The 18,832-nt window shown below is 60.3% G+C and carries 18 protein-coding genes; 7 read left to right on the top strand and 11 right to left on the bottom strand.

Going from position 1 to position 18,832, the window contains the following annotated elements:
- The coding region (locus tag ACIOZM_RS28715; RefSeq protein ID WP_401220312.1) for a transposase at nt 1-263 on the bottom strand (263 nt) is incomplete at its 3' end.
- A 161-nt stretch (nt 264-424) separates the two neighbouring features.
- On the opposite strand from ACIOZM_RS28715, the gene ACIOZM_RS28710 reads away from it, so the two are divergent.
- Nucleotides 425-787, top strand: coding sequence for a DUF6124 family protein (locus tag ACIOZM_RS28710; protein ID WP_401220309.1), 363 nt, complete (start codon nt 425-427; stop codon nt 785-787).
- Between the two features lie 159 nt (nt 788-946).
- On the opposite strand, the gene nagE is transcribed toward ACIOZM_RS28710, so the two are convergent.
- The 7 genes from nagE to ACIOZM_RS28675 form a co-directional block, all read right to left on the bottom strand.
- A complete protein-coding gene (gene nagE / locus ACIOZM_RS28705; protein ID WP_401220307.1) occupies nt 947-2,665 on the bottom strand; it encodes an N-acetylglucosamine-specific PTS transporter subunit IIBC in 1,719 nt (572 codons plus the stop codon).
- A gap of 23 nt (nt 2,666-2,688) precedes the next feature.
- Complete coding sequence (gene ptsP / locus ACIOZM_RS28700; RefSeq protein WP_401220304.1) at nt 2,689-5,202, bottom strand: phosphoenolpyruvate--protein phosphotransferase; 2,514 nt, start codon at nt 5,200-5,202, stop codon at nt 2,689-2,691.
- A 227-nt stretch (nt 5,203-5,429) separates the two neighbouring features.
- Complete coding sequence (locus ACIOZM_RS28695; RefSeq protein ID WP_401220302.1) at nt 5,430-6,452, bottom strand: SIS domain-containing protein; 1,023 nt, start codon at nt 6,450-6,452, stop codon at nt 5,430-5,432.
- Nucleotides 6,433-7,539, bottom strand: a complete 1,107-nt coding sequence (nagA, locus tag ACIOZM_RS28690; protein WP_401220299.1) for an N-acetylglucosamine-6-phosphate deacetylase — start codon at nt 7,537-7,539, stop codon at nt 6,433-6,435. The genes ACIOZM_RS28695 and nagA overlap by 20 nt, the downstream gene beginning before the upstream one ends.
- Nucleotides 7,540-7,572: 33 nt before the next feature.
- On the bottom strand, nt 7,573-8,304 hold the full coding sequence (locus ACIOZM_RS28685; protein ID WP_401220296.1) for a GntR family transcriptional regulator: 732 nt from the start codon (nt 8,302-8,304) through the stop codon (nt 7,573-7,575).
- Between the two features lie 283 nt (nt 8,305-8,587).
- Nucleotides 8,588-9,103: a murein L,D-transpeptidase family protein gene (locus ACIOZM_RS28680; RefSeq protein ID WP_401220293.1), complete on the bottom strand. Its 516-nt coding sequence runs from the start codon at nt 9,101-9,103 to the stop codon at nt 8,588-8,590.
- A gap of 84 nt (nt 9,104-9,187) precedes the next feature.
- A complete protein-coding gene (locus ACIOZM_RS28675) occupies nt 9,188-9,739 on the bottom strand; it encodes an NUDIX hydrolase (protein ID WP_401220290.1) in 552 nt (183 codons plus the stop codon).
- A 146-nt stretch (nt 9,740-9,885) separates the two neighbouring features.
- Here ACIOZM_RS28675 and ACIOZM_RS28670 point away from each other — a divergent pair, with 146 nt between their 5' ends.
- The 5 genes from ACIOZM_RS28670 to purT all read left to right on the top strand — a co-directional run bounded on the left by ACIOZM_RS28670 (nt 9,886) and on the right by purT (nt 13,163).
- Nucleotides 9,886-10,485, top strand: a complete 600-nt coding sequence (locus ACIOZM_RS28670; RefSeq protein WP_401220288.1) for a CoA pyrophosphatase — start codon at nt 9,886-9,888, stop codon at nt 10,483-10,485.
- 46 nt (nt 10,486-10,531) lie between these two features.
- On the top strand, nt 10,532-11,056 hold the full coding sequence (locus tag ACIOZM_RS28665) for a gamma carbonic anhydrase family protein (protein WP_034154816.1): 525 nt from the start codon (nt 10,532-10,534) through the stop codon (nt 11,054-11,056).
- On the top strand, nt 11,053-11,268 hold the full coding sequence (locus ACIOZM_RS28660) for a DUF1289 domain-containing protein (protein WP_401220285.1): 216 nt from the start codon (nt 11,053-11,055) through the stop codon (nt 11,266-11,268). The genes ACIOZM_RS28665 and ACIOZM_RS28660 overlap by 4 nt, the downstream gene beginning before the upstream one ends.
- Before the next feature lie 145 nt (nt 11,269-11,413).
- Complete coding sequence (locus tag ACIOZM_RS28655) at nt 11,414-11,881, top strand: preQ0 transporter (protein ID WP_401220282.1); 468 nt, start codon at nt 11,414-11,416, stop codon at nt 11,879-11,881.
- A 100-nt stretch (nt 11,882-11,981) separates the two neighbouring features.
- Entirely contained in the window at nt 11,982-13,163 is a 1,182-nt protein-coding gene (gene purT / locus ACIOZM_RS28650; RefSeq protein WP_401220279.1) for a formate-dependent phosphoribosylglycinamide formyltransferase, read from the top strand.
- A 97-nt stretch (nt 13,164-13,260) separates the two neighbouring features.
- Here purT and ACIOZM_RS28645 read toward each other — a convergent pair whose 3' ends face one another.
- The 3 genes from ACIOZM_RS28645 to ACIOZM_RS28635 form a co-directional block, all read right to left on the bottom strand.
- Nucleotides 13,261-14,577, bottom strand: coding sequence for an MFS transporter (locus tag ACIOZM_RS28645; RefSeq protein WP_401220276.1), 1,317 nt, complete (start codon nt 14,575-14,577; stop codon nt 13,261-13,263).
- Nucleotides 14,578-14,878: 301 nt separating this feature from the next.
- Entirely contained in the window at nt 14,879-16,120 is a 1,242-nt protein-coding gene (locus tag ACIOZM_RS28640; RefSeq protein ID WP_401220273.1) for a transporter associated domain-containing protein, read from the bottom strand.
- A 12-nt stretch (nt 16,121-16,132) separates the two neighbouring features.
- Nucleotides 16,133-16,945: an inner membrane protein YpjD gene (locus tag ACIOZM_RS28635; RefSeq protein WP_401220270.1), complete on the bottom strand. Its 813-nt coding sequence runs from the start codon at nt 16,943-16,945 to the stop codon at nt 16,133-16,135.
- 195 nt (nt 16,946-17,140) lie between these two features.
- Here ACIOZM_RS28635 and ffh point away from each other — a divergent pair, with 195 nt between their 5' ends.
- Nucleotides 17,141-18,517 (top strand): signal recognition particle protein, encoded by a 1,377-nt coding sequence (ffh, locus tag ACIOZM_RS28630; RefSeq protein ID WP_401220267.1) that lies wholly within the window; start codon nt 17,141-17,143, stop codon nt 18,515-18,517.
- Nucleotides 18,518-18,832: the final 315 nt, after the last annotated feature.

Below are 18,832 nucleotides of genomic sequence, written 5' to 3'. Positions count from 1 at the left end.
TTTTTTAATATCGATTTTTCCCGTTCAAGGCGGGCGATCCGGGCTTCCAGCTCCTGGATTTTCTGCTGTTCCGGGGTCAGCGCTTTGCTCTGCGGAGTGACGCCTTGGCGCTCCTGCTGAACCTGATCAACCCAGCGGCGCAGGGCTGACTCGCCGACGCCGAGTGAACGGCTGGCTTCGATGTAGCTGTAGTTTTGCTTGAGTACGAGGTCGGCAGCCTCGCGCTTGAATTCAGCAGAAAAGGAACGGCGTTGTTTGGTCATTTGACACCTCGATCTGGCGAGCATTCTCACCTAAATGGGTGTCCGGTTTCATTAGACCACTACATACCGGTTTCTCACTCCGCACATAGCTGCCACCTCTTCGTCGCGTGAGAAACGACAAGTGATGGCTTCAAATCATTTTGATTTAGAGATCACTTTGAATGACTAAGCCCGTCCCCGATCCCCCGATCGAATCCACAACCCCGCTAGCCGAAGCCATCCAGGCCGAAGACCTCGCCAAAAACCGCGAAGCCATAAAACGCGCTCTCGATTTCTACCTGAGTCCGCAACCCGCCAAGCCGCGCCAGCCGAGCACGATGTTTCTGATCAATCCCGGCATCGACACCGAAACCCTGCTGGCCCACGCCTACGAATCGTTGGCCTCTGCAAGCGTCATGGCGAGTAACTTCGCCAACGAGCTAAACGGCCTGCAGCGTAGCAGCGCATTGGCGATTCAGCAGATCATCATGCTCGCCGAACTCGCGGTAAACCGCGCACTGGACCGAGTCGATCCACAAACCTGACAACCGCATCATCGTTCATCGCCAGCAGGCTGGCTCCCACAGTCGAACTGTATTCTCCTGTGAGAGCCAGCGATGCCGACCAGTCTTTAACTGAGTGCACCTCAATCCAACTGTGGGAGCCAGCCTGCTGGCGATTGGGCCCGGCCGACCCCCATCCCTTCAGACCTTGGCGCTGACCTCACTGCGATTAACCAACACCTCAATCGCCCCACTCAAACTCGCAGCCTTCTCGCCGATCAGCAGATGCCAGACGCCATCGTCCAACTGACTAACCCCCTGACAGCCCAGCTCTTTCAACTGTGCCTCGGACAGCGCCTTGCCATCCGCCAGTTGCAGGCGAATGCGGGTCATCGCGATGCAGTCCAGTTGCAGCACATTGTCGCCACCACCCAGCGCCGTCAGCCATTGCTGGGCTTCTGTTCCGGCGACCACAATCGCCTTCGGCACATCGACTACAGCCGTGGGCTCGACCAACACCGCACGCCCCAACGCCGGCATCGCCAAGCGAATCTCGTCGGCAATGCTATCGGCCATCGGCCCGACCACAACCTGCAAACTGCCGCCCTTACCCGGACGCACAACTGCCATCGCGCCCAGCGCTTTCAAATCAACATCCGAAACTTTGTTGCGATCAACCATTTCCAGGCGCAACCGCGTGGTGCAAGCGCCGACAGTCACCAGGTTTTCCGCACCACCCAGTGCCTTGATGTAAGCCCCGGCACGTTGGTTTTCAGCGATCACGGCTTTTTCACCACCAGCGACAAGGTCTTCGCGGCCGGGTGTTTTCAGGTTGAAACGACGGATACAGAAATCAAACACCACGTAGTAGATGACCGCGTAGGCGAGGCCCACCGGGATCACCAGCCAGCCGTTGGTGGATCGTCCCCAGCCGAGCACCATGTCGATAAAACCACCGGAGAAGGTGAAGCCCAAGTGGATGTTCAGGGCGTTGGTGATCGCCATCGACAACCCGGTCAGCAATGCGTGCAGCAGATACAACAACGGGGCGAGGAACATGAAGGCGAATTCAATCGGCTCGGTCACGCCAGTCAGGAATGAGGTCAGCGCCATCGACAGGAAGATCCCGCCCATGACTTTGCGGCGTTCCGGCAGGGCGTTGCGGTACATCGCCAGGCACGCGGCGGGCAGGCCGAAGATCATCATCGGGAACATGCCGGTCATGAACTGGCCGCCCTTCGGATCGCCAGCGAAGTAGCGCGACAGGTCGCCGGTCACCAAGGCGCCGGTGGTCGGGTCGGTGAAGTTGCCGAAGACGAACCACGCCATGTTGTTGAGGATGTGGTGCAGGCCGGTAACGATCAGCAGGCGGTTGAACACGCCGAAGACGAAGGCGCCGAGGCTGCCGCTTTCCATCATCAGGGCGCCGAAGCTGTTGATGCCGTGCTGGATCGGCGGCCAGATGTAGCCGAATACCACGCCGAGGCCGACTGCGGCGAAACCGGTGACGATGGGCACGAAGCGTCGGCCACCGAAGAACGCCAGATACTCCGGCAGCTTGATGTCCTTGAAGCGGTTGTACAGCGCGCCGGCCATCAGCCCGCTGACGATCCCGGCGAGCATGCCCATGTTGATGCTAGCGTCGAGCACCTTGAGTGTGGAGATCATCACCAGGTAACCGATCACCCCGGCCAGACCTGCGGTGCCGTTGTTGTCCTTGGCGAAACCGACGGCGATGCCGATGGCGAAGATCATTGCCAGGTTGGCGAAGATCACTTGGCCGGCATCGTGAATGATCGCGATGTTCAGCAGGTCGGTGTCGCCCAGCCGCAGTAACAGACCGGCGATCGGCAGGATCGCGATCGGCAGCATCAATGCGCGGCCGAGGCGTTGCAGACCTTCGATGAAGAGTTGGTACATGGCGTTCGTCCTTTTTGTTTTTGTTAGCGCAGAGGCCAATGTTGATGACAGGCATGACGCACCGCTGCGGCGCTGCTCAGCTTGAGCAGGTCGCGGGCGAGACGTTGGCATTCGGCTTGGTGCAACTGGCGCACGCGGTCCTTGATTTCACCGATCTGCACCGGGCTCACCGACAGCTCAGTCACGCCCAGACCAATCAGCACCGGCGTGGCCAGCGGGTCCGAGGCGAGGGCACCGCAGACACCGACCCAACGCTTGTGCACCGCCGCGCCTTCGCAGGTCATGGCAATCAGGCGCAGCAGCGCCGGGTGCAGGGCATCGACCCGCGCGGCCAGACCGGCGTGGTCGCGGTCCATGGCCAGGGTGTATTGCGACAGATCGTTGGTGCCGATGGACAGGAAATCTGCGTGTTCGGCCAGTTGTTCGGCTTGCAGCGCGGCGGCCGGGACTTCGATCATCACGCCGATTTCCGGGCGTTGGGCGATGTTCAATTCCAGGCACAACGCATCGACGCGCTGGCGAATGTGCAGCAGTTCGTCGACTTCGGTGACCATCGGCAACAGGATTCGGCAACGACGCAAGGGGCTGACTTGCAGCAGCGCACGCAGTTGTTGATCGAGAATTTCCGGTCGCGCCTGAGCCAGACGAATACCGCGCATACCGAGCACCGGATTAGCCTCGGCCGGCAGCGGAAGATAGTCGAGTTGCTTGTCGCCGCCGACATCGATGGTGCGGATGATCACCGAGTGATCACCCATCGCGTCGAGCACGGCTTGGTAGGCGACGCGCTGTTCTTCGACGTCCGGCGCGGTGTTGCGATCAACGAACAGAAACTCGGTGCGCAGCAGGCCGACACCATCAGCGCCGTTGGCAAAGGCGTCCGCCGCTTCACCACTTGAGGCGACATTGGCGACCACTTCGATGGCCACGCCGTTACGGGTTTCTGCCGGCAGATGTGCTTGAGCTTGTTGCGCGTCGCGACGTTGTTGGCGGTCGATCTGCGCTTGCTGAACTTCGGCCAGACGTTCTTCGCTCGGGGTCAGTTCGAGGCGGCCGCCATCGGCGTCGAGCACCACCGCTTGACCTTGCGGCTGATCGAGCAAGGCAGATCCCAGCGCGACCATGCACGGCAGGCCTTTGCCCCGCGCCAGAATTGCCACATGCGAAGTCGCGCCACCCTCGGCCATGCACAACCCGGCGACACCTTGTGCGCTGAGTTGCAGCAGATCCGACGGCGTCAGTTCATGCGCGGCGACGATGGCGCCGGCTGGTACTTCGTATTGCCACGTTTCACCGAGCAGCGCACGCAACACGCGTTGCTTGAGGTCGCGCAGATCGTTGGCGCGTTCTGCCAGCAGCGCGCTGCCGGTCTGTTGCAGCACTTCACATTGCACGTCGATGGACTGGCTCCAGGCGTGAGTCGCCGCCGTGCCCTGGTCGATGGATTGTTGTGCGGCGTCGAGCAGGGCCGGGTCTTCGAGCAGGGCCAGATGCGCGGCGAAGATCGCTTCCTCGTCGGCATTCTTGTGCTTCTTCGCTTGAGTGAGGGTGCTGGTGATTTCGCAGCGAACCTGATTCAAAGCGCTGTCGAGATGTTGCAGTTGTTCAGCCGAATCATGATTGCCGGGATCTGCCGGCAGGTTGATTGCGTTCAAGCGAAACAATGGGCCGCCAACCAGTCCCGGTGCGGCGCACACGCCGTGCAACACACCGGCCTCGGCTGCACGTTTGCGCGGTGCAACGCTGACTGGCGCAGCGGCGTGGTGATCGACGGGCAGGGCGGTGGCGAGTGCGGCGAGCAAGGCTTGCAGCGCAGCATCGGCGTCCGGGCCCTGACAGCTGACCTGCACTTCATCCTGCTCACCAATCGCCAGTCCCATCAAGCCGATCAGGCTGATGCATGGCACCGACTTGCCGGCGAAGTGCAGTTGAGACTGGCTTTTGAAACCCTGCGCAGTCTGACGAATCAATGCTGCCGGACGTGCGTGCAGACCACCGCGATGGGCGACACGCACTTGGCCATGCACTTCGGGGCCGTCGAGTTCTTCAGTTGTCGCAGCGGTAGTTCTGCGGGCGACGATGTGCAGCAAAGGGTCGCCGACTTTTACTGATTTGAGGGTGATCGGGCGAACCTGAAAATCCTGGCTGTTGGTCAGGATCAACAGGCTGACGAGGCTTTTGCATTGCTGGCCGACCTTGTCCAGGTCATAGCGCAACAGCGCCTGACCTTTGCTGACCCGCGTGCCTTCCTTGACCAGCATCGAGAAACCTTCGCCCTGCAACTCGACAGTGTCGAGGCCCAGGTGCAGGAGGATTTCGGCGCCGTTGTCGGCACGTATGGTCAACGCGTGGCCGGTGCGAGCGACATGAATCACCACCCCGGCGCACGGCGCATACAAGGTGTCGTTGAGCGGGTCGATGGCAATGCCGTCGCCCATCGCGCCACTGGCGAACACCGCGTCCGGGACTTTGGCGAGCGTGAGCACCGGGCCGCTGAGCGGGGCGCTGAGGGTCAGCTCTTTATTGTTGTTATGCATGGCTCGGTCTCATCAGTAATTCGGAATTTCGCGATCCCACGGTATTGTCGAATCCTTGTATCGGTTTCGCTGAATCCGTGTAGGAGCTGCCGAAGGCTGCGATCTTTTGATCCTGGTTTTTTTGCGGATCAAGATCAAAAGATCGCAGCCTTCGGCAGCTCCTACAGGGTCACGCGTCGATCAACAGTTTTTGCATTCGCCAACAGGGTTTTACGTTCGCCGTTAGATCAGTGGGTGCGGGTCACTTTGCTCAGATGGCGCGGTTGATCCGGGTCCATGCCGCGCGCCACGGCCAGACCGGCCGCCATCACGTAGAAACTCTGGATCGCCAGAATCGGATCGAGGGCCGGGTGTTCGGCGCGGCTCAGGGTCAGGTCGCGTTCGTTCACGTCATCCGGTGCGGCGAGCAATACACGGGCGCCGCGCTGACGCATTTCTGCAGCCAGACTCAGCAGGCCAGCCTGTTCGGCACCGCGTGGCGCAAACACCAGCAGTGGATAGTGCTCGTCGATCAACGCCATCGGGCCGTGACGGACTTCGGCACTGCTGAAGGCTTCGGCCTGAATCGCCGAGGTTTCCTTGAATTTCAACGCAGCCTCTTGGGCGATGGCAAAACCGGCGCCGCGGCCGATCACCATCAAGCGCTCGCAATCGCGCAGGGCATCGATGGCCACGCTCCAGTTCTGTTGTGCGGCGTCGCGCAAACCCTGTGGCAAGGCATTGCCGGCTTCGAGCAGTTCGCTGTCCTCTTTCCAGTGCGCGATCAGACGGGCGCTGGCGCTGAGGGTGGCGATAAAGCTCTTGGTCGCGGCGACGCTGTTTTCGGTTCCGGCCAATAGCGGCAGGCTGAATTCACACGCGGCTTCCAGTGGTGAATCGGCGGCGTTGACCATCGACACGCTCAAGGCGCCACGCTTGCGCAACAGACGCAGGCTGTTGACCAGATCCGGGCTCTGCCCCGACTGCGAAAAGGCGAACGCCACCTGACCGCTGACCTTCAGCGGCGCCTGTTGCATGGTCACCACCGACATCGGCAACGACGCCACTGGAATCCCCATTTGCTGCATGGTCAGGTAGGCGAAGTAGCTCGCCGCGTGGTCGGAACTGCCGCGAGCAACGGTCATCGCCACTTGCGGCGGCTGACGGCGCAGGCGCCCGGCGATCTCGATCATTTGCGGGTCGAGCTGTTGCAGTTGGGCTTGCACGGCCTCGAACGAGGACAGCGCCTCTTCAAGCATTTTTGAAGTCAATGTCTTCTCCTTCGACCATGACGGCGGTCAGTGTGAGCGAGCGATCCAGCCGCACGCAGTCGGCCCAGGCGCCAGGTTCGAGGCGCCCGCGTTCGGTGATGCCGAGGTAGTCGGCGGGGAATTGCGAAAGACGTTGCGAAGCTTCGGCAATCGGCAGACCGATCTTCACCAGGTTGCGCAGCGCCTGATCCATGGTCAGGGTGCTGCCGGCCAACGTGCCATCGGGCAAGCGCACGCCGCCCAGGCATTTGGTCACGGTGTGGCTGCCGAGCTTGTATTCACCGTCGGGCATGCCGGCGGCAGCGGTCGAGTCGGTGACGCAGTACAGACAAGGAATCGAGCGCAGAGCCACGCGGATTGCGCCGGGGTGCACGTGCAGCAAATCCGGGATCAGCTCGGCAAATTTGGCGTGGGCCAGTGCCGCGCCGACGATTCCCGGCTCGCGGTGATGCAGCGGGCTCATGGCGTTGTACAAGTGAGTGAAACTGGTGGCGCCGGCTTCCATTGCAGCCACGCCTTCCTCGTAACTGCCGAGGGTGTGGCCGATCTGCATGCGCACGCCACGACCGCTGAGTTCACGGATCAAACCGTCGTGACCGGCGATTTCCGGGGCAATGGTGATCACCCGGATCGGCGCCAGTGCCAGATATTCTTCGACTTCGGCCATCAGTGCGGTGTGAGCGAAGTTCGGTTGCGCACCGAGTTTGCCGGGGTTGATGTACGGGCCTTCGAGGTGCACGCCGAGCACCCGGGCGGCACCTTTCGGGCGCTGCTCGCAGAACTCGCCGACTTCTTTCAGCACGCGAGAGATCTCGGCGCTCGGCGCGGTCATGGTGGTGGCCAGCAGCGAAGTGGTGCCGAAACGCACGTGGGTTTTGGTGATGGTCTCGAAGGCGTCGACGCCTTCCATGATGTCTTTGCCGCCACCGCCATGCACATGCAGATCGATGAAACCCGGCAGCAGATACGGCAGGTCATTGTCGGCCGGATCGCAGGGCACGCCTTCGATCGACACGACTTTGCCGTGTTCGTGGATCAGCCGGCCGCGAACCCAGCCTTGAGCGGTGAGGATGTTGTCTTCGGACATTTCGGTTCTCGCTATTCGGGCTGCGGCGCTGGGTCAGCGACGAAGCTCTGCAACAAAGTCGTAGTAGTCGTTGCGGCAATAGGTGTCGGTGACTTCGATAGGCGTGTTGTCTTCGAGGTAGCCGACCCGGGTCATCAGCAGCATGGCGGTGCCGGGGGCGATGCCGACCAGTGCGGCGAACTCGTCCGAGGCGTTGATCGCCTGAATGTGCTGCAGGGCGCGGACGATCGGTTTGCCGATGCCGTCGAGGTATTCGTAGAGCGAATCGCCGACCAGTTGCGGCTTGGGCATGATCGAGGCGGGCAGGGCGCTCATCTCGATGGCCATCACGGTGTCGTCGGCCTTGCGCAGGCGTTTCATGCGCGCCACCTTGTCGTTCGGCGACAGGCTCAGGCGGATCAGTTCTTCGTGGGTTGGCAGGGTGATTTCCCGTTCCAGCCACTGCGAGCTGGGCACGAAACCCTTGAGGCGGAGCATCTCGCTGAAGCCGGACAGGCGTGACAGCGGTTGTTCAAGACGGGGAGTGATGAAGGTGCCGGAACCTTGCAGGCGGCGGATCAGCCCTTGATCGAGCAACACTTCCAGCGCCTTGCGTGCGGTGACCCGGGAAATACCGAGCAACTCGCTGAGATTGCGTTCGGACGGCATCGCCTGTTCAGCTTTCCACTGACCGGCATGGATCGCCGATTCCAGATTGCGCGCCAGTTGCAGGTACAACGGCGTCGGCCGGGTGTCGTCTGGGCGTAGGGCCTGGATGTCGTTCATGTAAGTCATTTCCGACGCGAGTATAGGATTGTTGTAGCTCGCTTGTGGGGCGGAAATTAATACCACTTGAATACCATGTCAACGCATGGAAATCGCCTTTGGCCCAATGAAATGGCGGTCTGCGGGGGTGATGTATTGAAGTGGTATTAGAGGTGGGCTGTAAAAAGCAAAAATCGCAGCCTGCGACGGCTTCTACAGTTCAGAGTGGTATCACCCCTGTAGGCGCTGTCGCAGGCTGCGATTTTTTTGATTTATTTTTTTGAAGGTGACCAGTGGTCAGTGGTTACGGGCGGATTTCGATCATCGTGCCGTCCGGCACCATGCCCCAGACTTCTCGCATGTCCATGTTGCGCATGGCGATGCAGCCGTCGGTCCAGTCGAGGGTGTGGAACAGGTCTTCAGGCGTGTCTTCCGAATCCGGGGTGCCGTGGATCATGATCATCCCGCCGGGCTCGACGCCTTCGCGCCGGGCGCGTGCCGAATCGCTGATGTTCGGATAGGAGATGTGCATCGCCAGGTTGAATTTGTCGCTGACCTTGCGCCAGTCAATCCAGTAGAAGCCTTCCGGCGTGCGTTTATCGCCTTCAATCAGCTTGGGACCTTTTTTCGCGCCCTTGCCCAGGGAAATGCGATAGGTTTTCACGGGTTTGCCGTCGACGATCAACTGCAGTTGATGTGCCGACTTGAGCACCAGTATTTTTTCGATAAGCGGGGTATTCGAAGGCGTTACCGTGGTCACGAAGGACGCTTGGGAGACCGTAACGAACGACAGGCAAAACAGGGCAAGCAACCAGCGCATTGAAACGATTCCCCAAGGAGTGACGCAAACAGGTTTTATGTAGGAGCTGCCGAAGGCTGCGATCTTTTGATCTTCTAGCCGCAATCAAACGATGACAGGCTGCACCAACGGCGGAATCGATTCCGAACGCACCGGATACACCTCAACACGCCGATCAGCAAAGAAGCATTCTAAGGTACGACCCACCGTGCGGAAAGCCAGCTCGTCCCATGGAATGTCGGCTTCGTCGAATAGTTGTACTTCCAGGCTCTCGGGGCCGGCAGCGAAATCCAGATCGACCAGTTCGGCGCGAAAGAACACATGCACCTGACTGATGTGCGGCACGTCGATCAAGGTATAGATGCTCAGGTTGCGCACCCGGGCGCAGGCTTCCTCGGCAGTTTCGCGGATCGCGGCCTGCTCGATGGTCTCGCCGTTCTCCATGAAACCTGCTGGCAAGGTCCAGTAACCGAGGCGCGGCTCGATGGCGCGGCGACACAGCAGCACTTTGGTGCCCCAGGTCGGCACGCAGCCGGCGACAATATTGGGGTTCTGGTAGTGAATGGTCTGACAGCTTTCACAGACAAATCGCAGCCGCGAATCGCCTTCGGGAATGCGCTGGATCACCGGGTTACCGCACTGGCTGCAAAATTTCATGCTGGGGTTCCTGAATGCTGCGCCTATCTTGGCGTGCAGCGGTGCCGGTCGGCAAGTTGTCGTTTCGCGACATGGTCCGGAACGGGGCTTGGGCGCCTGCAATGATTGGTGCATGATGCAGGGTAAGGCACAGAACGAGAACACTCATGCTGGACGAGCTACTGCATCGGGTAAGTAACCACACACCGCGCACGCTGGAGACTGACAAACGTTTCCCCGAGGCCGCCGTTCTGGTGCCAATCACCCGCAGTGACGAGCCGGAGCTGGTGCTGACCCTGCGCGCCAGCGGGCTGTCGACCCATGGCGGCGAAGTCGCCTTCCCCGGCGGACGCCGTGATCCGGAAGACCCGGACCTGATTTTCACCGCGCTGCGTGAAGCCGAAGAGGAAATCGGTCTGCCGCCAGGGCTGGTTGAAATCATCGGCCCACTGAGCCCGCTGATCTCCCTGCATGGCATCAAAGTCACGCCTTATGTCGGCGTGATCCCCGATTTTGTCGAATACCTGGCCAATGACGCCGAGATCGCCGCGGTGTTCAGCGTGCCACTGGAATTCTTCCGCACCGACCCTCGAGAACACACTCATCGCATCGACTATCAGGGGCGTAGCTGGTACGTGCCGAGTTATCGATTTGGTGAATACAAGATCTGGGGCCTGACCGCGATCATGATTGTCGAGTTGATCAACCTGCTCTATGACGCGAAGATCAGCCTGCACAAACCGCCAAAAAGCTTTATCAACACCTGAAGCCATCGTTCGAATGGCCAGTCTTCGTGAGCCTGAGGAAAACATCATGAAATACCGCTTGGGCGACGCCCGTGTCGAAACCCATCCACAGAGCTGGGTCGCACCCAATGCCGTGCTGGTGGGCAAGGTCAAACTGGAAGAGGGCGCCAACGTCTGGTTCAACGCCGTGTTGCGCGGCGACAACGAGCTGATCCTGATCGGCAAGAACAGCAACGTCCAGGACGGCACGGTGATGCACACCGACATGGGCTTTCCGCTGACCATCGGCACCGGCGTGACCATCGGCCACAACGCCATGCTCCACGGCTGTACGGTTGGCGACTACAGCCTGATCGGCATCAACGCGGTGATTCTCAACGGCGCGAAGATCGGCAAGAACTGCATCATTGGCGCCAACTCGCTGATCGGCGAAGGCAAGGAAATCCCGGACGGTTCGCTGGTGATGGGCTCGCCGGGCAAGGTTGTGCGCGAGTTGACCGAGCCACAGAAGAAGATGCTCGAAGCCAGCGCCGCGCACTATGTGCATAACTCCCAGCGTTATGCGCGTGATCTGGTCGAGCAAGAAGAATGAACACCCCCGAAAGACCGGTGAAGTCGCCGTGTGTAAATATCTGTGCGCTGGATGATGATGATGTCTGCACTGGCTGCCAGCGTACGGTGGGGGAAATCACCCGCTGGAGTCGCATGAGCAACGACGAGCGCCGGGTGGTGCTGGGGTTGTGTCATGAACGGGCGAAGGCGAGTGGGTTAGTGTGGATGTTGCCGGGTTCTTCCGGTCAATAAAGCAAGATCAAAAGATCGCAGCCTTCGGCAGCTCCTACATTTGGAATGCGTTTCTTGTAGAAGCTGCCGAAGGCTGCGATCTTTTGATTCTGCTCCGGCTAAAGTAATCTGTGCGCCTTGATTCCTCAGGCATCCCGCGCCCCTCATGATTTTCCTCATCGCCTACATCAGCAGCGTCGTGCTGATCAACTTCGCCTTCTCCACCGCGCCACACCTGGACATCATCTGGTCGGCCTGGGGCGGCTTGGTGTTCGTGTTGCGCGACATGGTGCAAATCCGCTTCGGCCATGGCGCCATCGCGGCGATGCTGGCGGCACTGGTGTTGTCTTACGTCACGTCCGATCCGTCCATCGCACTGGCCAGCGCCACAGCGTTCGCGGTCTCCGAGATCATCGACTGGCTGGTATTCAGCATCACCAAACGCCCGTTGCGCGACCGCTTGTGGATCAGCTCGGCGCTGAGCATTCCGCTGGATACCTTCATCTTTTTCGGCCTGATCGACGCGCTGACTCCCGGTGTGATCATCACCGCGCTGGCCTCGAAATTTGCCGGTGTCACCGCCGTCTGGCTGATCATGGCGTGGCGCGAGCGCAAACAGGCTGTCGCCGGCTGAAGCCAAACCCTCGGGTTCATGTAAAATGCCGCGCTTTCTCCCCATGGAAAGCGCGCATGGCGTAGCTTTCCTCGATGATCCGCTTCTTTGAGGACCTGAGATGACCCGTCTCGGAACTCCATTGTCGCCAACCGCGACCCGCGTATTGCTGTGTGGCTGTGGTGAGTTGGGCAAGGAAGTGGTGATCGAGCTGCAACGCCTGGGCGTTGAAGTAATTGCCGTCGACCGCTACGCCAACGCGCCGGCCATGCAAGTCGCCCATCGCAGCCATGTGATCAACATGCTCGACGGCGCCGCGCTGCGTGCGGTGATCGAAGCCGAGAAGCCGCACTTCATCGTGCCGGAAATCGAAGCCATCGCCACCGCCACACTGGTCGAACTGGAAGCCGAAGGCTTCACCGTGATCCCGACCGCCCGCGCTGCACAACTGACCATGAATCGCGAAGGCATCCGTCGTCTGGCCGCTGAAGAGCTGGACCTGCCGACCTCGCCGTACCACTTTGCCGACACCTTCGAGGACTACAGCAAAGCCGTGCAGGATCTGGGTTTCCCGTGTGTGGTCAAGCCAGTGATGAGTTCGTCGGGCAAAGGCCAGAGCCTGTTGCGCAGCAATGACGACGTGCAAAAAGCATGGGACTACGCGCAAGAGGGCGGTCGTGCCGGTAAAGGTCGGGTGATCATCGAAGGCTTCATCGACTTCGATTACGAAATTACCCTGCTGACCGTGCGCCACATCGGCGGCACTACGTTCTGTGCGCCGGTCGGTCACCGTCAGGAGAAGGGCGATTATCAGGAATCCTGGCAGCCGCAGGCCATGAGCCCGATTGCTCTGGCGGAATCCGAGCGCGTTGCCAAAGCCGTGACCGAGGCCTTGGGTGGTCGTGGCATGTTTGGTGTCGAGCTGTTCATCAAGGGCGATCAGGTGTGGTTCAGCGAAGTGTCGCCGCGTCCGCATGACACCGGTCTGGTTACTTTGATTTCGCAGGATCTGTCGCAGTTCGCACTGCACGCCCGGGCGATTCTGGGGTTGCCGATTCCGTTGATTCGTCAGTTCGGGCCATCGGCTTCGGCGGTGATTCTGGTGGAAGGGCAGTCGACTCAGACTGCATTCGCCAACCTTGGCGCTGCGTTGAGCGAGCCGGACACCGCGCTGCGTTTGTTTGGTAAGCCAGAGGTTAATGGTCAGCGCCGGATGGGTGTGGCGTTGGCGCGGGATGAGTCGATTGAAGCGGCTCGCGCCAAAGCGACCCGTGCTGCTCAGGCTGTCGTTGTAGAGCTATAACCGCGTCGCGCCTATCGCCAGCAGGCTGGCTCTCACATTTGATTTGTGGTGTACACAAAACCAATGTGGGAGCCAGCCTGCTGGCGATGCTTCTGATTCAGGCAATCTGATTCAGGTCGTTATTCTTCGTTTCCTTCAGGCACAGCACCGCAATCAAGCTCAGCACCGCCGCCCCCGACACATACCCGCCGACGTAACTCAACCCCCCCATCGCCACCAGTTTCTGCGCAAAGAACGGCGCCGCCGAGGCCCCGACAATGCCGCCGAGGTTGTACGCTGCCGACGCGCCGGTGTAGCGCACGTGGGTCGGAAACAGCTCGGGCAGCAACGCACCCATCGGGGCGAAGGTCACGCCCATCAAGAACAGCTCGATGCACAGGAACAGCGCCACGCCCCAGGTCGATCCCTGAGTCAGCAGCGGTTCCATCAGAAACCCGGAAAGAATCGCCAGCACACCACCGATGATCAGCACCGGTTTGCGTCCGTAACGGTCGCTGGCCCAGGCCGACAACGGCGTGGCCGCCGCCATGAACAGCACGGCAAAACACAGCAGCCCAAGGAACGTTTCGCGGCTATAACCGAGCGTGGAGACGCCGTAGCTCAACGAAAACACCGTCGAGATATAGAACAGCGCGTAACACACCACCATCGCCGCCGCGCCGAGCAAAGTCGGAACCCAGTATTGGCTGAACAGCTCGACCAGCGGCACTTTCACTCGTTCCTGACGGGCAATGGCGTTAGCGAATACCGGGGTTTCGTGGAGTTTCAGGCGCACGTACAGGCCAACCATCACCAACACCGCGCTGAGCAGGAACGGAATCCGCCAGCCCCAACTGCGGAACTGTTCGTCATCCAGCGTCAGGGCCAGGGTCAGGAACAGACCGTTGGCCGCCAGAAAACCAATCGAAGGGCCGAGTTGCGGGAACATGCCGAACCACGCCCGCTTGCCCTTCGGTGCGTTCTCCGTGGCCAGCAGCGCGGCGCCGCCCCATTCACCACCAAGCCCCAGGCCCTGGCCGAAGCGCAGCACGCACAGAAGAATCGGCGCCCACGCGCCAATGGTCGCGTAACCGGGTAATACGCCGATCAGCGTGGTGCAGACGCCCATCAACAGTAGCGAAGCGACGAGGGTCGATTTACGGCCGATACGGTCGCCAAAATGGCCGAACAACGCCGAGCCCAGCGGCCGGGCGAGGAACGCGATGCCAAAGGTCAGAAACGCCGAGAGCATTTGCGCGGTGCCGGAGGTTTGCGGAAAGAACACCGGCCCGATCACCAGCGCCGCGGCAGTGGCGTAGACGTAGAAGTCGTAGAACTCGATGGCGGTGCCGATAAAACTCGCCGTGGCCACGCGGGTGGCGGAGTTGGTCGGTTGGGCAGGCGCGGTGTCGCTGTAAGCGGTACTGGTCGTCATGCGGTGATCCCTGACAGTCATGAGCTCCGTTGGAGCGAATTATTATGGTCGAGCACCCAGGGATGTGGGATGAGGCGCGGTCGCTGTTTCAGGTAGGAACAGTCGCCGGAGTGCAGCGGAAATGGCCGAGACCGGTCGGGTGCGGGGTAAGCACGCGGTTCGGCGACGCTTGGGTAAGCGGCCCGATTATAGGAAGGGGCCTAACGATTGAACAAGAGCAAAAGATCGCAGCCTTCGGCAGCTCCGACATGGGAAACGCATTCCAATGTAGGAGCTGCCGAAGGCTGCGATCTTTTGATCTTTATCTGGCAGGCACCAGAGCAGGCACAGAAGAGGTATGCCAGATCAGCACCTTGCTCACCCGGTTCTCCTCGGTCTCGAGAATCTCCAGCCGATAGCGCCCGATCTTCAGGCATACCGCGCTTTCCGGAATAGTCTCCAGCGCCTCGGTCACCAAACCATTGAGGGTTTTTGGTCCGTCACTCGGCAAGTGCCAGCCCAGGCACTTGTTCAGTTCGCGGATCGAGGCAGTGCCGTCGATCACCATGCGTCCGTCGGCCTGCGGGTGGATGTGCGGGTTGTCGAGGCTGTGCTCGCTTTCGAATTCGCCGACGATCTCCTCGAGAATGTCTTCCAGCGTGACGATCCCCAGCACTTCGCCGTACTCGTCGACCACCATGCCCAGACGTCGCTGTTGCTTGTGAAAGTTCAGCAGTTGCAGCTGCAACGGCGTGCTTTCCGGGACGAAGTACGGTTCGTAGCTGGCCGCCAGCAGCGCTTCGCGGGTCAGTTCGCCGTTGTTCAGCAAATGGCGGATCTGCCGGGTATTGAGTACCGCTTCGACCTGATTGATGTCGCTGTGAAACACCGGCAAACGCGTGCGTTTGTTGTGGCGCAGTTGTTCGATGATTTCTTCGATCGAGTCGTCGAGGTTGATGCCGTCGACATCGCTGCGCGGCACCAGAATGTCATTGACCGTGATGTTGTCCAGCGCATGAATACCCGACACCGGATGCAGGCGAACCGGATGTTCCGGGTCGTCATGCCGGTCAGTCGGCATCTCATCTTCGCTTTGCTGTACCACCTGGACCTTGCGTGCAAACGGGCGCATCAGCAAACGGCTGATACGACTCAATAGCCAGGCGAGCGGATAAACGATTTTCAGCGGCACCGCGAGCAAGGTATTGCCGAACGCCAACACCGCATCCGGATAACGCTGGGCCAGAGTGCGCGGGAAATAGTCGGTAAACACCAGCAACAGTGCGGTGGCGGCGAGGCAGGCTGCCCATGGGCCGTTTTCTTCGCAGAGGAAGATCGCCAGCAACGTGGCGATGACCACGGCGAAGGCGCGGCACAAGGTGTTGCAGAGGATCAGGCTGTCGAGCGGGAAGCTCAGTTTCGCCAGCGGTTTATCGCTGGCGCGCGAGGCGGTGCGTTGCGCCAGCAGATGCTGCTGCGCCGCTTCGACGGCGGTAAACAGCCCTGCCCATAAAATCAGCAGGACAAATACCGCGAGCATCGGCCCTATGGGCAAACCGTCCATTTATGCCGCCCGTCAGATGTGCAGAATGTATTCACGAACAAGTTTGCTGCCGAAATACGCCAACATCAGCAGGCAGAAACCGGCGAGGGTCCAGCGAATCGCCTTGTGGCCGCGCCAGCCGAGACGATTGCGACCCCACAGCAGCACGCTGAACACGACCCAGGCCAGGCAGGCCAGCAGGGTTTTGTGCACCAGATGCTGGGCGAACAGGTTCTCGACGAACAGCCAGCCGGAAATCAGCGACAGCGACAGAAGCGTCCAGCCGGCCCAGAGGAAACCGAACAGCAGGCTTTCCATGGTTTGCAGCGGCGGGAAGTTCTTGATCAGGCCCGACGGGTGCTTGTGCTTGAGCTGGTGATCCTGCACCAGCAGCAACAAGGCCTGGAACACCGCGATGGTGAACATGCCGTAAGCGAGGATCGACAGCAGGATGTGGGCGAGGATGCCCGGCTCTTCATCGATGATCTGCACCGTACCGGCAGGCGCGAACTGCGCCAGCAATACGGTGATCGCCCCCAGCGGGAACAGCAGAACCAGCAGGTTCTCCACCGGAATGCGCGAACACGCAATTAAAGTCAGCGCGATCACGGCTGCGGCGATCAGGCTAGAGGCGCTGAAAAAATCCAGCCCCAGACCGATCGGTGTCAGCAGGTGCGTGAGCAGGCTGGCGCTGTGGGCCAGCACGGCGAAAACGCCGAGCGTAACCAGCAGGCGCTTGTTCGCCTTGGCGCCGGAGGCCAGGCGAGTGCTCTGATAAATGGTCGCAGCGGCATACAGAAGGGCGGCGGCGAGGGTGGTCAGCAAACTGGGTGACAAGGGGAGCATAAATCCTGTTAGGCAAGCCCGAAAGGCGCTGAGTTTGGCATAGAACCGCCACAGCACGAAAGTGCGAGGTGTCCGCCCGACTCAGTCTTCGCTATAATCCGCGACCTGCCCACGCCGCAGGCTCGCCGAGCACATGTTGATTCCGGTCTGGGCCGCCATTATCCCGGTCTGTACAGGGCCTGAAAGGATCGCGCAATGTTTGAAAACTTAACCGACCGTCTCTCGCAGACGCTGCGCCATGTCACCGGCAAGGCCAAGCTGACCGAAGACAACATCAAAGACACCCTGCGTGAAGTGCGCATGGCGTTGCTTGAAGCCGACGTTGCACTGCCGGTGGTCAAGGACTTCGTCAATTCGGTCAAGGAACGCGCCGTCGGCACTGAGGTGTCGCGCAGCCTGACGCCGGGCCAGGCGTTCGTGAAGATCGTTCAGGCCGAACTCGAAAGCCTGATGGGCGCGGCCAACGAAGACTTGAACCTGAGCGCCGTGCCGCCAGCCGTCGTGTTGATGGCCGGTCTGCAAGGTGCCGGTAAAACCACCACCGCCGGTAAACTTGCGCGCTTCCTTAAAGAGCGCAAGAAGAAGTCGGTCATGGTTGTGTCGGCGGACGTTTACCGTCCTGCTGCTATTAAACAGCTGGAAACCCTGGCCAACGACATCGGCGTGACGTTCTTCCCGTCCGTCCTGAGCCAGAAGCCGGTCGACATCGCCACCGCGGCTATTAAAGAAGCAAAACTGAAATTCATCGACGTGGTTATCGTCGATACCGCCGGTCGTCTGCACATCGACGAAGAGATGATGGGCGAGATCAAGGCGCTGCATGCTGCGATCAACCCGGTCGAAACACTGTTCGTGGTCGACGCCATGACCGGTCAGGACGCCGCCAACACGGCCAAGGCCTTCGGTGATGCACTGCCGCTGACCGGTGTGATCCTGACCAAGGTCGACGGTGATGCCCGTGGCGGTGCCGCGCTGTCGGTTCGTGCCATTACCGGCAAGCCGATCAAGTTCATCGGTATGGGCGAGAAGACCGAGGCGCTGGAGCCGTTCCATCCTGAGCGTATCGCTTCGCGAATCCTCGGCATGGGCGACGTGCTCAGCCTGATCGAACAGGCCGAAGCGACTCTCGACAAGGACAAGGCCGACAAACTGGCCAAGAAGCTGAAGAAGGGCAAGGGCTTCGACCTCGAAGACTTCCGTGATCAGCTGCAACAGATGAAGAACATGGGCGGCCTCGGCGGCCTGATGGACAAGCTGCCGACCATGGGCGGCGTCAATCTGGCGCAGATGGGCAATGCCCAAGGCGCGGCAGAGAAGCAGTTCAAGCAGATGGAAGCCATCATCAATTCCATGACCCCGGCCGAGCGCCGCGACCCTGAGCTGATCAGCGGTTCGCGCAAACGCCGGATCGCCATGGGTTCCGGCACTCAGGTGCAGGACATCGGTCGCTTGATCAAGCAGCACAAGCAGATGCAGAAAATGATGAAGAAATTCTCCGCGAAAGGCGGAATGGCGAAAATGATGCGCGGCATGGGCGGTATGTTGCCCGGCGGCGGCATGCCAAAAATGTAAAGAACTCGCCGGTCGTCGCACCGGCGCAAGCCCCGCAAGGATGCGGGATCAACAGCAAACCCGCACTTGGCGGGAGCTGACCGGCCGTTTTTATCGACGGCTCTATATGCAAATCTGCACGGCCTGCCATAGGCGCCGGAAAAAGTCATTTGCAAAAGTCCGGATATTCCTTAGAATATGCGGCCTTTCGGGCACCCATGCCCGCTGTGCATTTAGATTTGCAGCACCGACTACAGGAACGATGTTCTAATGCTTACATTACGTCTTGCCGTTGGATGTTCATTAAATGGTTGTTTTTTCGTATTGAGTTTAATT

Source organism: Pseudomonas sp. NPDC087346, assembly GCF_044744235.1.
Lineage (GTDB): Bacteria > Pseudomonadota > Gammaproteobacteria > Pseudomonadales > Pseudomonadaceae > Aquipseudomonas.
This window is presented reverse-complemented; position numbering and strand designations above follow the sequence as displayed.

Coding starts and splice junctions, on each gene's coding strand:
- ACIOZM_RS28710 (WP_401220309.1), top strand. CDS start 425: ATGACTAAGCCCGTCCCCGATCCCCCGATCGAATCCACAACCCCGCTA.
- nagE (WP_401220307.1), bottom strand. CDS start 2,665: ATGTACCAACTCTTCATCGAAGGTCTGCAACGCCTCGGCCGCGCATTG.
- ptsP (WP_401220304.1), bottom strand. CDS start 5,202: ATGCATAACAACAATAAAGAGCTGACCCTCAGCGCCCCGCTCAGCGGC.
- nagA (WP_401220299.1), bottom strand. CDS start 7,539: ATGTCCGAAGACAACATCCTCACCGCTCAAGGCTGGGTTCGCGGCCGG.
- ACIOZM_RS28685 (WP_401220296.1), bottom strand. CDS start 8,304: ATGAACGACATCCAGGCCCTACGCCCAGACGACACCCGGCCGACGCCG.
- ACIOZM_RS28680 (WP_401220293.1), bottom strand. CDS start 9,103: ATGCGCTGGTTGCTTGCCCTGTTTTGCCTGTCGTTCGTTACGGTCTCC.
- ACIOZM_RS28675 (WP_401220290.1), bottom strand. CDS start 9,739: ATGAAATTTTGCAGCCAGTGCGGTAACCCGGTGATCCAGCGCATTCCC.
- ACIOZM_RS28670 (WP_401220288.1), top strand. CDS start 9,886: ATGCTGGACGAGCTACTGCATCGGGTAAGTAACCACACACCGCGCACG.
- ACIOZM_RS28665 (WP_034154816.1), top strand. CDS start 10,532: ATGAAATACCGCTTGGGCGACGCCCGTGTCGAAACCCATCCACAGAGC.
- ACIOZM_RS28660 (WP_401220285.1), top strand. CDS start 11,053: ATGAACACCCCCGAAAGACCGGTGAAGTCGCCGTGTGTAAATATCTGT.
- ACIOZM_RS28655 (WP_401220282.1), top strand. CDS start 11,414: ATGATTTTCCTCATCGCCTACATCAGCAGCGTCGTGCTGATCAACTTC.
- purT (WP_401220279.1), top strand. CDS start 11,982: ATGACCCGTCTCGGAACTCCATTGTCGCCAACCGCGACCCGCGTATTG.
- ACIOZM_RS28645 (WP_401220276.1), bottom strand. CDS start 14,577: ATGACGACCAGTACCGCTTACAGCGACACCGCGCCTGCCCAACCGACC.
- ACIOZM_RS28640 (WP_401220273.1), bottom strand. CDS start 16,120: ATGGACGGTTTGCCCATAGGGCCGATGCTCGCGGTATTTGTCCTGCTG.
- ACIOZM_RS28635 (WP_401220270.1), bottom strand. CDS start 16,945: ATGCTCCCCTTGTCACCCAGTTTGCTGACCACCCTCGCCGCCGCCCTT.
- ffh (WP_401220267.1), top strand. CDS start 17,141: ATGTTTGAAAACTTAACCGACCGTCTCTCGCAGACGCTGCGCCATGTC.